Here is a 13372-nt window from a genome sequence, read left to right as displayed (position 1 = left end):
AATCCAGCGTAAGCTGGTTTTTTTATGCCTAATTAAAAATGAATTTTATGATAAGAATATTATTACTTCTGTGTAGCATCCTTTCTATATCCAAGGTTTACGCTACAGATCTTTTTTCTGGCACTATTTCTTTTAAAGATGACAACTGGCATTTTTCTCGCTGCTCTATCACCAAAGATGATTATTTAATTAAAGCACCTAAACACATAATAGATAAATTCAAAGCATTAGAAGAAAAACGAGAAACTTATTGGATCAGTTTGTTAGCAGATGCCGAATACCAAGAGAATGGTGTTTTAGTGTTAAAAATTAAAGAAATAAACGAAATTCATTCAAAGGCATCTTGTCATTTATTAGATGCATTTGAAAATATTGAGAATCGAGAGTAATCACCACTCTCGATTCATAACCAGCTCTTCCATCTCAAGATCTAAATATCCCGCACCTTGTGCCACCATCATCATTGCTTCAGCAATATAGTCAGCAGCACTATCATCTAGCGAAGAATCCAGATCTTCAAACTGTGGTTTCATTTCATTAATTTCAATAACAGTTTGATGAGCATAGCGATAGATATCCTGATCAGCTAAAGCAGACTTTTGAACTTTTTTGGCAAATTGTTCAATTAACTGCTTGAGTTCAGCGACTAAAATATCTGGATAATACTCATCATCAAACATTGGGAGAAGTAAGTCTTCGAACATACAAAAGTTTACACAGCAGCAGAAACCTGCCGCTTATAACATATTTTTAAAACAATAACGACAATTTTCCCTGACTTAACCATCTAATCTATGAAATCAATTAATCATAATCAGATTATAAAAGCTTATTTTTCTTCAAGCTTTTTCCATCGCTTTCCAAATAAGAATTGCCTCATGCATAGCTTTTACATCATGTGCACGAACAATGGATGCTCCTTGCTGAATACTGAGTAAATGACCCGTCACACTCCCCACCGCACGCTGATCTGCAGCTACACCCTTTAAAGCTTCTCCAATAAAACGTTTACGAGAAAGACCAGATAAAATTGGATAACCCATTTCATGGAGTTTCCAAAATTCATTTAATAATTTTAAATTTTGCTGTGCATTTTTTGCAAAACCAAACCCCGGATCAATAATAATATTCTGTTTTTTTACGCCAGCAGTTAAAGCCTCGTCCACACGCTGCTGAAGCTCTTGTATTACATCTAACGTTACATCCGTATATTGGTCTAGCTGATTCATTGTAGTGGGCTCACCACGCATATGCATGATCACTACAGGTATATCTAACTCTACCGCAGTTTTTAAAGCGTTTGGTCGAGTAAGCGCACGCACGTCATTCCAAATATGCGCACCTGCTTCTTTCGCTGCACGGATGACATCAGGCTGACTCGTATCAATGGATAGAATTACATCATGTTTAGCTAAAGCCTCAACCACAGGTACAACTCTACGAATTTCTTCTTCTACACTTACTTCAGATGCCCCTGGACGCGTAGATTCCCCACCAATATCGATAATGGTAACCCCCTGCTCTATCATGATTAGCGCATGTGCAATAGCCTGATCCACTTGATTATGCTTTCCACCATCACTAAAAGAGTCCGGTGTGACATTTAAAATGCCCATAACGTGAGGCTGTGATAAATCTAACTGAAGCTGTCCACATTGTAGAATTTGCTGAGGTAAAGGCATTAGCTGCATGACAAGCTCCAATTTAATATTCGGCAACATTTTAACAAGTCTGTGCTCGATATACTGCTGATTTCTTTTCGGCTTTGTCTGAAATACATGCATAAAAAAAGAGCCACATGACTGTGGCTCTTTTTTTAACTAATTTAGTTCATTGCTGGTAATGGTGGTGGTGTAGATGGACCATCTTTTGGTGGTTCAAATGCAGCCACGGGATTTTCAGCAACATAGACTTTAGGCGGTTGTGGTTCACGACCTTCCATAATGTCACGAATTTGATCACGATCAACGGTTTCCCATTCCATCAAAGCTTTTACCATTGCATGTGCAATATCTTTATTACCTTCCAAGATATTACGCGCAACTTTATATTGCTCATCAAGAATACGGCGAACTTCTTCGTCAACCATTTGTTGAGTTGCTTCAGAAATCGTACGACTACCTACATTTCCAAAGAAACCATTTTGGTTTTCATCTTCGTAAACCATTACACCCATTTTGTCAGACATACCGTACTTAGTGACCATTGCACGCGCCATTTTAGTAGCTCGCTCAAAGTCATTTGAAGCACCAGTAGATTGCTGTTGAATAAATACTTCCTCAGCAATACGACCACCAAACAAAATCGCAATTTCATTTAGCATCTTGTCTTTATAATGGCTAATCTGGTCTTGCTCAGGTAACTGCCAAGTTACGCCTAAAGCCCAACCACGTGGCATGATCGTTACTTTATGAACAGGATCTGTACCAGGCAAAATCTCTGCAACAATTGCATGACCAGCTTCATGATAAGCAGTTGCACGACGCTCTTCTTCACGAAGAACCATCGACTTACGCTCTGGACCCATGTAGATTTTGTCTTTTGCATCTTCAAAGTCATGCATGTCGACAGTATTCTTATTACGACGTGCAGCAAATAATGCAGCTTCGTTAACAAGGTTGGCCAATTGTGCACCTGAGAAACCTGGTGTACCACGTGCTAACACTTTCATGTCCACACCTGTAACTGAAGGTAACTTTTTCAAATGTACATTCAGAATTTGTTCACGACCACGAATATCCGGCAAACCAACCATTACTTGACGGTCAAAACGACCAGGACGCAATAATGCTTTATCAAGCACATCAGAACGGTTAGTTGCAGCAATAACGATTACACCTTCATTGCCTTCAAAACCATCCATTTCCACAAGCATCTGGTTTAAAGTTTGTTCACGCTCATCATGACCACCACCCGTACCTGAACCACGGTGACGACCAACTGCATCAATCTCATCAATAAAGATGATACATGGCGCGTGACGCTTCGCTTGCTCAAACATATCACGGACACGGGACGCACCCACACCCACGAACATTTCTACAAAGTCAGAACCTGAAATGCTGAAGAAAGGAACTTTCGCTTCACCAGCAATTGCTTTAGCTAATAACGTTTTACCAGTACCCGGAGGACCAACCATAAGTACGCCACGAGGAATAGTAGCGCCCAAACGTTTGAATTTTGCAGGGTCTTTTAAGAAATCTACAATTTCAACAACTTCTTGTTTTGCTTCATCACAGCCGGCGACATCAGCAAAATTGACTTTGATCTGGTCTTCAGAAAGCATTTTTGCCTTCGACTTACCAAAACTCATCGGTCCATTCTTTCCGCCTGCACCACCACCCATGTTACGCATAAAGAACATGAATAACAAAATGATTAACAGTACAGGGAAACTAGCAATGAGAAGTTGCATCAAAATGCCTTGACGTTGTGGAGCTGTTCCCTCAACAACAACATTTTGTTTATTTAAGCTTGGCATAAGCTCAGTGTCTTCAACTTGCGGACGAACAGTTTCAAACTGTGATCCGTTAGTTTTTTCACCATTAATATTTAAACCGTCAATTGTGACTTGCTTAATTTGGCCACTATTCACCGCTGCAACGAAATCTGAATATTTCATAGCAGTAGGCTTGTTGCGGTCACTGATATTACTGAAAATTAAAATCAGAACACCAAGTATTATTAGCCACAATACGGCATTCTTGAAGTAATCGCTCAAAGCTTTATTCCCATATCGATCTAATTTGATCATGCCCAAACTTGGCCGATCGTCATAAAAGCAGCAACTGTATTGCTTGCGGATAACCTAAAAGTACAAAATGCACAATTTTTAGGAGCTTGGCAAGTAAACTTTATCGCAATGCTTTCTTACGCCCTTGTCCAACCAAAAAAACTTCTTTAGATCGTGCACGAGAAGCTGCTGGTTTTACTGTTTTTAACACATCAAAACTATCAACTACTTGTTTACGAAACTCATCGAATCCTGTGCCTTGGAACACTTTAACTACAAGTTGTCCATTCGGACCAAGAACCTTTTGAGCAAAATCTAAAGCCAGTTCACATAAGTAAATCTGTCTAGGTTGATCAACAGCCCTATTACCAGATGTATTGGGGGCCATATCAGAAATTACAATGTCTACTTGTCGCCCATTTAAAATATTTAACAAATTTTCAAATACATCTTCTTCTCTAAAGTCTCCTTGTAAGAAAGTGACATCAGGCAAAGCATCCATAGGTAAAATATCGGAAGCAATGACTAAACCTTTGCTACCAACAAGTTTCCCAGCGATTTGAGACCAACTACCAGGAGCCGCGCCTAAATCTACTACAGTCATGCCTGGCTTAATCAACTTATATTTTTCTTGAATTTCAAGAAGTTTATAAGCTGCTCGAGCGCGATATCCTTCCTTTTGTGCTTTTTTTACAAAAGGATCGTCCAGATGTTCCCTCATCCATACACGACTACTTTTCGACAGTTTCTGGTTTGTAATGCGTGTTGCCATAACTCACTAAATATCAAAAAAACTTCTGATCGTTCATTGTACGTGAAAATTACTCTCATTACAGTACGGATGTAGCGTAAACTCACTAAGTTTTACAGTTTTTTTCCAATAATGTTGATCGATTATTTATACAGTTTTTCGTACATCTGGATTTAAGTTTTTTGCTATACTAAGCCGTTTTTAAAATCAGGTATTTTTAATGGCCGCTTTATCTATCCATGAACGTAAACGTTTACGTCAAATTGGTCATGTGCTTAATCCAGTTGTCATGATTGGTGGACAAGGCTTAACAGACGCGGTAATCGAAGAAACGCTTCGTGCTTTAAATGACCATGAACTTATTAAAGTTAAGATTGCTGGTGAAGACCGTGAAGCGCGTACTGCAACAATTGACGCAATTGTAGAAGCAACAGGTGCTCAAGCTGTTCAAAAAATTGGTAAAATTGTTTTGCTTTACAAAAAGGCAGCTAAACAAAACCAACATTTGTCTAATCTTGTTCGTCACGCTCATCTAGCAAACTAATTTAATTTGACAAACTATGGCAAGTTACGAACTTTCAGCTTTTGATCGTTTTCATGCTGTTTCTGTTGTTGGCGCAATTGAACAGCAAGCATCCTCTACCTTAAATATCGGTTTTTGGATTCGTGATCCAAATCAACTTATTATCTGGCCTCAAGAAGTCGCGGCTCATCCACGTCAAGATTTTTTGTGGGAAGAAACTTGTTTCGAGATTTTTGTTGGCGTGCATGATGAAGATTATTACAGGGAAATTAACCTTTCCCCTTCTCAAGCATGGCAGACATATCAGTTTGAAGAATATCGCTATCCAGAAAGTATACCTCCCCTTGCTGCTTACGATATTGAACTGAACCACCTCAAGCGCACTCACTATGGCTTAAATGTTAGTCTCGATTTAGGGCAATTTATGCAAGAGCATCGCTTGAAATGGTCAAACCTTTATTTAGGTTTAACTACAGTTTTAAAGACTAAAGATGGTATGCAGTACTATGCAATGCAGCATAGTGGAAAAAGTGCAGATTTCCATAATAAACGTGACTGGTTACATCAGTTCTAAAAATAAAAAAGCGAGAAATTAATTCTCGCTTTTTTATAGCTGGACCAAAGCAGAGATCATTAATTGTCTCTTGCTTTATTCCAAGCTTCGACTGCATTATTTTTAGTACGCTTAATACTTTCACTTAAAGAATCTTTGTGCTTCAAAGAAATCTGGCTAATATCACCTTTAAGCTCTTTGCTCACTTTTGTTAAATCTTCAATAAGGGCATTAATTTCTGCTTTCAAAGCATTTTTAAGGTCAGACAACCCTTCTTGTGAAGTGCTAAACTGAGCTTTAATTACATCAAGACGTTGTAAAATATCTTGTTTAATTTGACCAATTTGATTTTGAATATTCTTATTTAATTCGTGAGTTTCAGCTTCAATTTTCTCTTGAGTCTCGCTTAAAACTTCTTTGACTTGCTCTTGAGTTTCAGTAATAGCTTCTTTTACCTGAGCTTTTGCTTCCGAAGCAACTTCTTTAACTTGCTCAGTTTTTTCAGCAACAGTTTCTTTTACCTGTGCAGTTTTAGCGGTTACTGTTTTTTTAGCCTTAGTTGTAGTCGCAGCTATGGTTTCTTTCACTTCATTAACCTCAGCTTTTACTGATTCAACTACTGCTTGAGTTTTTTCACTCACCTCTTTTGAAACTTCATTATTGCTCATACTATTTCCTCATATTGTTTATTTTTTAACTAGCAATACAATAAATCCAGTTCCAAGAATTCACCTTGCAAATTGTCAGACAATTTATCAAAAGTATCGGATTCAGATGAGTGGATAATTTTTTTATAAAAAGCAAGCAATGAATTATATTTTTTAGCAGAAAAGAAATAGACTTTGAGGGGTTCCATGCGTATAATGCGCTGTTAAGTTACAAGCGGGCAGACCGATAGGGAGGGCATGTTTTATCCAAACATCGCCGATCTTTTTTGGGTCTACTCGCTTTTTTACAGCCGAAATTCAGGAGCTTTGGTTTGAGCATCCCCGCCATTTTAGCCCTCGCAGATGGAACGATCTTTAAAGGAACGTCAATCGGCGCATCGGGAAGTACGACTGGAGAAGTCGTTTTTAACACAGCCATGACAGGCTATCAAGAAATTTTGACTGACCCAAGTTATGCACAACAAATTGTGACATTAACTTACCCTCATATTGGTAACACTGGTTGCAACGCGGAAGACGTTGAATCTGGTCGTATCCATAAAGTATGGGCAAATGGTTTAATTATTCGTGACCTTCCCCTACTACACAGTAACTTCCGTGCTGAGCAGTCGTTGAGTGAATATTTGCAAGCGCATAATGTTGTTGCTATTGCAGATATCGATACTCGTAAACTGACTCGTATTTTACGTCAGACTGGCGCTCAAAACGGATGTATCCTTGCTGGCGAAAATATTACGGAAGAAGAAGCTATTGCAAAAGCACGTGCTTTTGGTGGCTTAAACGGTTTAGACCTTGCAAAAGAATGTTGTGATCCAACAGGTTTTGAATGGTCTGAAGGTTCATGGACCTTAGGCCAAGGCTTCTCTCAACCTGAATTAAAATATCATGTAGTTGCATACGATTACGGTGTCAAAACCAACATCTTGCGTATGCTTGCAGACCGCGGTTGTAAACTAACCGTTGTTCCTGCAGAAACTCCGGCTGAAAAAGTATTGGCACTTAATCCGGATGGCGTATTCCTTTCAAATGGTCCTGGCGATCCAGCTGCTTGTGATTATGCGATCGAAGCTGTAAAAACTATTGTTGAAACCACAACATTACCTGTATTTGGTATCTGCTTAGGTCACCAAATTCTGGCACTCGCTTCTGGTGCAAAAACTGTAAAAATGAACCATGGTCACCACGGCGCTAACCATCCTGTACAAGACCTTGAAGATGGTACAGTGATGATTACTTCACAGAACCATGGTTTTGCTGTAGATGCAGAAACTTTACCGGCTAACTTAAAAGCAACGCATAAATCATTGTTCGATGGCACCTTACAAGGTATCCACCGTACAGACAAACCAGCTTTCAGCTTCCAAGGTCACCCTGAAGCAAGCCCTGGTCCACATGATTGTGCACCTTTGTTCGATCATTTCATCGAACTTATCGAAGCATCTAAACAGTAATTACGGAGCGAATAATGCCTAAACGTACGGATATTAAAAGCATCTTAATTATTGGTGCTGGCCCGATTGTGATTGGACAGGCATGTGAGTTTGACTACTCAGGTGCTCAAGCGTGTAAAGCACTTCGTGAAGAAGGCTATCGTGTTATTTTGGTTAACTCTAATCCAGCAACCATCATGACAGATCCTTCAATGGCTGATGCAACTTATATTGAGCCGATTACTTGGCAAACAGTTGCACAGATTATTGAAAAAGAACGTCCAGATGCAGTATTGCCAACTATGGGTGGTCAAACTGCATTGAACTGTGCCCTCGCACTTGATGAGCACGGTGTTCTTGCTAAATATAATGTTGAACTTATTGGCGCGAGCAAAGAAGCGATTGAGAAAGCCGAAGATCGTAAACTCTTCGATATCGCTATGCGTAAAATTGGCTTGGAATGTCCAAAAGCTGCCATTGCTGAAACAATGGAAGAAGCTTTAACAATCCAGTCACGCTTTGGTTTTCCAGTAATTATCCGTCCATCATTTACAATGGGTGGTTCGGGCGGTGGTATTGCATACAACCGTGAAGAATTCCTTGAGATTTGTGAGCGTGGTTTTGACCTCTCTCCTACTCACCAGTTATTGATTGATGAATCTTTAATTGGCTGGAAAGAATACGAAATGGAAGTTGTTCGTGACAAAAATGACAACTGTATTATCGTATGTGCGATCGAAAACTTCGATCCAATGGGCGTTCACACCGGTGACTCAATTACTGTTGCTCCTGCTCAGACATTAACAGACAAAGAATATCAATTGATGCGTAATGCTTCGGTTGCAGTTCTTCGTGAAATTGGTGTTGAAACAGGTGGTTCTAACGTTCAGTTCGGTATTAACCCGAAAGATGGACGTATGGTTGTTATTGAGATGAACCCTCGTGTATCACGTTCATCTGCTCTTGCTTCTAAAGCAACAGGTTTCCCAATCGCAAAAATCGCAGCAAAACTTGCTGTTGGTTATACTCTTGATGAATTGAAAAATGACATCACTGGTGGCGTGACTCCTGCAAGCTTTGAACCATCGATTGACTATGTTGTAACGAAGATTCCTCGTTTTAACTTCGAGAAATTCCCACAAGCAGAACCTGTATTAACCACTCAGATGAAATCTGTTGGTGAAGTAATGGCTATTGGCCGTAACTTCCAGGAATCTGTACAAAAAGCATTACGTGGTCTTGAAGTTGGTGTAAGCGGTTTTGATGAAAAAATCGAAGCTGGTGCAACAAATGCAAAAGAAACCATTTTAAAAGAGCTTAAAGTTCCAGGCCCTGAGCGTATCTGGTATGTAGCAGATGCTTTCCGTCATGGCTTCTCTTTAGATGAAGTGTTTGAAGCAACCAAAATTGACCGTTGGTTCCTCATCCAAATTCAAGACATCGTTAAAACTGAAGCTGAAGTAAAATCTTTAGGTTTTGGTGACTTAAACGCTGACAATATCCGTGCTTTCAAACGCAAAGGTTTATCTGACCTACGTATTGCTGACCTCATGGGTATTTCACAAAAACAATTCCGTAAACAACGTTGGAATTTGGGTGTTTACCCAGTTTACAAACGTGTTGATACATGTGCTGCCGAGTTTGAATCTGGTACTGCATACATGTATTCAACTTACGATGAAGAGTGTGAAGCAAATCCATCAAATCGTGACAAGATCATGGTGATTGGTGGTGGTCCAAACCGTATTGGCCAAGGTATCGAATTTGACTACTGCTGTGTACACGCGGCGCTTGCTATGCGTGAAGATGGTTATGAAACAATCATGGTTAACTGTAACCCTGAAACTGTTTCTACTGACTACGACACATCAGATCGTTTGTATTTCGAACCTGTAACACTTGAAGATGTACTTGAAATTGTACGTACCGAGAAGCCAAAAGGCGTGATCGTACAGTACGGTGGTCAAACACCTCTTAAATTGGCACGTGCTTTAGAAGAAGCAGGTACACCAATTATTGGTACATCACCAGATGCAATTGACCGTGCAGAAGACCGTGAACGTTTCCAGCAAATGATCCAACGTTTACAGCTTCGTCAACCAAACAACAGCATTGTAAAATCTGCTGAAGAAGGTATCTCTGAAGCTGCGAAAGTAGGTTATCCGTTAGTTGTTCGTCCATCTTATGTATTAGGTGGTCGCGCAATGGAAATCGTATATAACGAAGAAGAACTTAAACGTTACCTTCGTGAAGCAGTTCAGGCATCTAACGAAGCCCCTGTTCTTCTTGACCGTTTCCTTGATGATGCAACTGAAGTTGATGTTGACTGTGTATCTGACGGTAAAGACGTTGTGATCGGCGGTATCATGCAACACATCGAACAAGCAGGTATTCACTCAGGTGACTCTGCATGTTCAATTCCTCCTTATTCTTTATCTAAAGAAATTCAGGATGAAATGCGTCGTCAAACTGTTGCGATGGCAAAAGAACTTGGTGTGGTTGGTTTGATGAACGTACAGTTCGCAGTTAAAGGCGAAGATGTTTACGTTCTTGAAGTTAACCCACGTGCTTCACGTACAGTTCCATTCGTATCGAAATGTATTGGTGATTCTTTAGCAAAAGTAGCTGCACGTTGTATGGCTGGTCAATCGCTTGAATCTCAAGGATTTACTAAAGAAATCATTCCAAAACACTTTGCTGTGAAAGAAGCTGTTTTCCCATTCGCTAAATTCCAAGGCGTAGACCCAATGCTTGGACCTGAGATGAAATCTACAGGTGAAGTAATGGGTGTTGGCAAAACATTTGGTGAAGCATTCTATAAAGCTGTTTTAGGCTCAAATGATCGCTTACCTGGTTTACCAACCGAAGGCGAAGTCAAAAATGCTTTCTTATCAGTACGTGAATCTGACAAGAAATATATTGCAGATATCGCTAAGAAATTAGCTGCATATGGCTTCAAGCTTATTGCAACAGGTGGTACATACAAAGTTCTTAAAGAAGCAGGTTTAGAATGTGAATCTGTGAATAAAGTAACTGAAGGTCGTCCACATATTGTTGACCGCTTGAAAAATGGTGAAATACACCTTATTGTCAATACCACTGAAGGTAAACAGGCTCAATATGACTCTGCAATGATTCGTCGTGCTGCCCTACAAGGCAAAGTGTATTACACAACGACTATCAATGGTGCAGAAGCTGTTTGCCAAGCTTTTGATGTGAAATTGCCAATGGATGTATACCGCTTGCAAGATTTAACTGTAGGTTAATTTGTTACCGATAAGTCCCGTCACCTTATCGGTGGCGGGATTTTTTCATTTTTTTTAACTGTGTTTTCTCAAATTAAGAGGGACCAAAATGCAACGCTATCCAATGACCCCTGAAGGTAAAATTGCCTTAGAGAAAGAATTACAACATTTAAAATCTGTTGAACGTCCACGTATTATTCAAGCTATTGCTGAAGCACGTGAACATGGTGACTTAAAGGAAAATGCTGAATATCATGCTGCGCGTGAACAGCAAGGTTTCTGTGAAGGTCGTATTCAGGATATCGAAGGTAAATTAGGCGCTGCTCAAGAAATTGATGTTAAAACACTTGAGCAAAATGGCCGTGTTGTTTTTGGTGTAACAGTAACAATTGAAAATCTTGATACTGAAGAACGTAAAACTTATAAAATTGTTGGCGACGACGAAGCAGATTTTAAAATTAATAAAATCTCGGTGAACTCACCAATCGCACGTGGTCTTTTGAGTAAGAGTGAAGGCGATGAAGTGAAAATCGTAACTCCTCAAGGCGAAGTCGAATATGAAGTCGTAAGTGTAGAATATCTCTAAGATAATACACAACTAGCCCCTCTTTATGAGGGGTTTTTATTCAATACCATTGATATATTTTTGGGAAATTACAAATGGATAAATCTTTAATTAACACTCCAGTTCGTCATTGGTGTGAATTTGAATTTATCCATAAAACTGTTAAAAACCCGAATATCCATATCAGTGGTCATTATTCTTATTATTCAGCCTATTGGGATCAAGGTTTTGAACGTTGTGTCGTGCGTTATTTACATGACAAAGCCTCGACACCTGATAAACCAATTGATCAACTTCGTATTGGTAATTTTGTTTGTTTTGGCGCTGAATGCGTAATTATGATGGGTGGTAACCAACTTCATAGACAAGATTGGATTTCGACTTTTCCTTTTGATACCCGCAGCTTTTTAGCAGCAGGTGATACTGTAATTGCCGATGGGTGCTGGATTGGTAGCCGTGCAATGATTATGCAAGGGGTCAAACTTGGTGAAGGTGCAGTAGTTGCAACTGGAGCTGTGGTAACTAAAGATGTTCCACCCTATGCAATTGTAGGTGGTGTACCTGCGAAAATTATTAAATATCGTTTTCCTCAAGAACAAATCAATAAACTGCTTGCTTTAAAACTGTATGATTTAGATGAGAAGCAAATTTTGAAAATACGCGAATATTTACAAACAGAAGATATAGATGCGTTATCTACACATATGGAAAATTTGCGGAATCTATAAAAATATATCTACAAAAATTTGTTGTTATAAAATCACAAATGATTACGTGCTTGAATTTAAATCGTCAAAAAATAAGTATAAAGTATTGAATAAATAAGCATCATTACAATAAGGAAAACACTCATGTTATATCAACATATTCTTGTACCAATTGACGGTTCTGAAACTTCTATGATTGCCATGAAAGAGGCAATAAAACTGGGAAAAGCATTAAATAGCAAAATTACAGTTGTGCAAGTTATGGCTCTTGATCCGTTTATTGCTGACGCTTATGTAAAAACTGGTCAAACGAATGAGTTGATTGAACGGACAAGAACCTATTTACTCGATATTTTAGAACACGCAAAGCAAGAATTTGCCGATGAAGGCATTACTGTCGAAACCAAACTACTGGAAGGTTTTGTTGTACATGAAGAAATTATTCAAGCCGCTCAAGATCTAAATGCAGATCTGATTGTAATGGGTTCTCATGGTCGTACAGGGGTTCGAAAACTTGTACTTGGTAGTGTTGCACAAAAAGTCTTAGGCGAAAGTCATATTCCTGTTTTAATTGTTCGCTAACTTTCATATTGCCTATTTTGTTAACTCTAATAATTTAGGCAATGATTTTTAAATAAATAGCCTTTTTAGTATCTTTATGGCTGCCAAGCAAATTGCTTTAAGTTTACTTTACCGTTTAACAAATAAACTCCTTCAGCTTCTAGCTTTAACTGCTGAACACTTTCACTCTTGTCATTAAATTTGCTTAGGCTAATTTTGCCTTGAGAATTAATAACCCGATACCAAGGGACTTGATGATCCGCTTCAAGATGTTTCAAAACATAGCCCACTAATCTGGCATGTTTAGGTAACCCTGCCATACGAGCCACTTGCCCATAAGTTGCAACTTTTCCGTAAGGAATCAAAGCAATGACTTCTAAAATCTGCCGATGTAGTTCATACTGAGTTGTCAAAATGGACTCCAGAAAAATTGACATAATTCATATCATATAAAAAAATTTGACTAAAACTAAATGCAATCCAAGGTGGGCTTGAGGGAAATCTGCATGAAAAAAACATTATTAGTGGTTACCGGGACTTTACTGTGCGTTTCTTGTACTACTCGCCCCCCTATTCCTTCAGGAGAAGTACCTAAAGTATCTACAGATGGTCGTCCTATCGTTCCTGTCACTTTCG

15 protein-coding genes and 1 pseudogene are annotated in these 13372 nt (G+C 39.1%); 9 read left to right on the top strand and 7 right to left on the bottom strand.

The features are described 5' to 3' along the window. The first annotated feature begins 47 nt into the window (after positions 1-47). On the top strand, positions 48-389 hold the full coding sequence (locus tag NL42_RS18055) for a hypothetical protein (RefSeq protein ID WP_461313798.1): 342 nt from the start codon (positions 48-50) through the stop codon (positions 387-389). Here NL42_RS18055 and NL42_RS18050 read toward each other — a convergent pair whose 3' ends face one another. The 4 genes from NL42_RS18050 to rlmE form a co-directional block, all read right to left on the bottom strand. Next, entirely contained in the window at positions 390-704 is a 315-nt protein-coding gene (locus NL42_RS18050) for a DUF5713 family protein (RefSeq protein WP_005038721.1), read from the bottom strand. 135 nt (positions 705-839) lie between these two features. Beyond that, positions 840-1691, bottom strand: a complete 852-nt coding sequence (gene folP / locus NL42_RS18045) for a dihydropteroate synthase (protein WP_461313797.1) — start codon at positions 1689-1691, stop codon at positions 840-842. A 134-nt stretch (positions 1692-1825) separates the two neighbouring features. Then, the gene (ftsH, locus tag NL42_RS18040; RefSeq protein WP_042898547.1) at positions 1826-3721 is read right to left on the bottom strand and encodes an ATP-dependent zinc metalloprotease FtsH; all 1896 of its coding nucleotides are present in this window, start codon (positions 3719-3721) and stop codon (positions 1826-1828) included. Positions 3722-3854: 133 nt separating this feature from the next. After that, positions 3855-4505 (bottom strand): 23S rRNA (uridine(2552)-2'-O)-methyltransferase RlmE, encoded by a 651-nt coding sequence (gene rlmE / locus NL42_RS18035; RefSeq protein ID WP_016137261.1) that lies wholly within the window; start codon positions 4503-4505, stop codon positions 3855-3857. A 199-nt stretch (positions 4506-4704) separates the two neighbouring features. On the opposite strand from rlmE, the gene yhbY reads away from it, so the two are divergent. Both yhbY and NL42_RS18025 read left to right on the top strand, forming a co-directional pair. Next, positions 4705-5028 (top strand): ribosome assembly RNA-binding protein YhbY, encoded by a 324-nt coding sequence (gene yhbY / locus NL42_RS18030; RefSeq protein WP_003650075.1) that lies wholly within the window; start codon positions 4705-4707, stop codon positions 5026-5028. A 16-nt stretch (positions 5029-5044) separates the two neighbouring features. Continuing rightward, positions 5045-5581 (top strand): DOMON-like domain-containing protein, encoded by a 537-nt coding sequence (locus NL42_RS18025; protein ID WP_461313796.1) that lies wholly within the window; start codon positions 5045-5047, stop codon positions 5579-5581. Between the two features lie 59 nt (positions 5582-5640). On the opposite strand, the gene NL42_RS18020 is transcribed toward NL42_RS18025, so the two are convergent. After that, positions 5641-6228, bottom strand: a complete 588-nt coding sequence (locus NL42_RS18020) for a hypothetical protein (RefSeq protein WP_336167648.1) — start codon at positions 6226-6228, stop codon at positions 5641-5643. A 29-nt stretch (positions 6229-6257) separates the two neighbouring features. After that, on the bottom strand, positions 6258-6416 hold the full coding sequence (locus NL42_RS18015; protein ID WP_461313795.1) for a hypothetical protein: 159 nt from the start codon (positions 6414-6416) through the stop codon (positions 6258-6260). 123 nt (positions 6417-6539) lie between these two features. On the opposite strand from NL42_RS18015, the gene carA reads away from it, so the two are divergent. The 5 genes from carA to NL42_RS17990 all read left to right on the top strand — a co-directional run bounded on the left by carA (position 6540) and on the right by NL42_RS17990 (position 12757). Continuing rightward, positions 6540-7679 carry a glutamine-hydrolyzing carbamoyl-phosphate synthase small subunit gene (gene carA, locus NL42_RS18010; RefSeq protein WP_133972091.1) on the top strand — a complete coding sequence of 380 codons (1140 nt, stop codon included), beginning with the start codon at positions 6540-6542 and terminating at the stop codon, positions 7677-7679. Positions 7680-7693: 14 nt separating this feature from the next. After that, on the top strand, positions 7694-10924 hold the full coding sequence (carB, locus tag NL42_RS18005) for a carbamoyl-phosphate synthase large subunit (protein WP_461313794.1): 3231 nt from the start codon (positions 7694-7696) through the stop codon (positions 10922-10924). An 88-nt stretch (positions 10925-11012) separates the two neighbouring features. Continuing rightward, positions 11013-11489, top strand: coding sequence for a transcription elongation factor GreA (gene greA, locus NL42_RS18000; protein WP_016137256.1), 477 nt, complete (start codon positions 11013-11015; stop codon positions 11487-11489). 74 nt (positions 11490-11563) lie between these two features. Next, positions 11564-12196, top strand: a complete 633-nt coding sequence (locus tag NL42_RS17995) for a CatB-related O-acetyltransferase (RefSeq protein WP_461313793.1) — start codon at positions 11564-11566, stop codon at positions 12194-12196. Positions 12197-12319: 123 nt separating this feature from the next. Beyond that, positions 12320-12757 carry a universal stress protein gene (locus NL42_RS17990; protein ID WP_446089687.1) on the top strand — a complete coding sequence of 146 codons (438 nt, stop codon included), beginning with the start codon at positions 12320-12322 and terminating at the stop codon, positions 12755-12757. Positions 12758-12831: 74 nt separating this feature from the next. Here the strand turns inward: NL42_RS17990 and NL42_RS17985 are convergent, their stop codons facing one another. Continuing rightward, entirely contained in the window at positions 12832-13161 is a 330-nt protein-coding gene (locus tag NL42_RS17985) for an MGMT family protein (protein ID WP_461313799.1), read from the bottom strand. Between the two features lie 81 nt (positions 13162-13242). Here NL42_RS17985 and NL42_RS17980 point away from each other — a divergent pair. Beyond that, a pseudogene (locus tag NL42_RS17980) lies at positions 13243-13372 on the top strand (metalloprotease); the annotation flags it as partial.

It is taken from the genome of Acinetobacter sp. GN11 (assembly GCF_054823985.1).
The sequence above is the reverse complement of the archived record's forward strand: the minus strand, read 5'-3'. Positions and strand labels throughout refer to the sequence as shown.

Coding starts and splice junctions, on each gene's coding strand:
- NL42_RS18055 (WP_461313798.1), top strand. CDS start 48: ATGATAAGAATATTATTACTTCTGTGTAGCATCCTTTCTATATCCAAG.
- NL42_RS18050 (WP_005038721.1), bottom strand. CDS start 704: ATGTTCGAAGACTTACTTCTCCCAATGTTTGATGATGAGTATTATCCA.
- folP (WP_461313797.1), bottom strand. CDS start 1,691: ATGCAGCTAATGCCTTTACCTCAGCAAATTCTACAATGTGGACAGCTT.
- rlmE (WP_016137261.1), bottom strand. CDS start 4,505: ATGGCAACACGCATTACAAACCAGAAACTGTCGAAAAGTAGTCGTGTA.
- yhbY (WP_003650075.1), top strand. CDS start 4,705: ATGGCCGCTTTATCTATCCATGAACGTAAACGTTTACGTCAAATTGGT.
- NL42_RS18025 (WP_461313796.1), top strand. CDS start 5,045: ATGGCAAGTTACGAACTTTCAGCTTTTGATCGTTTTCATGCTGTTTCT.
- NL42_RS18020 (WP_336167648.1), bottom strand. CDS start 6,228: ATGAGCAATAATGAAGTTTCAAAAGAGGTGAGTGAAAAAACTCAAGCA.
- NL42_RS18015 (WP_461313795.1), bottom strand. CDS start 6,416: ATGGAACCCCTCAAAGTCTATTTCTTTTCTGCTAAAAAATATAATTCA.
- carB (WP_461313794.1), top strand. CDS start 7,694: ATGCCTAAACGTACGGATATTAAAAGCATCTTAATTATTGGTGCTGGC.
- greA (WP_016137256.1), top strand. CDS start 11,013: ATGCAACGCTATCCAATGACCCCTGAAGGTAAAATTGCCTTAGAGAAA.
- NL42_RS17995 (WP_461313793.1), top strand. CDS start 11,564: ATGGATAAATCTTTAATTAACACTCCAGTTCGTCATTGGTGTGAATTT.
- NL42_RS17990 (WP_446089687.1), top strand. CDS start 12,320: ATGTTATATCAACATATTCTTGTACCAATTGACGGTTCTGAAACTTCT.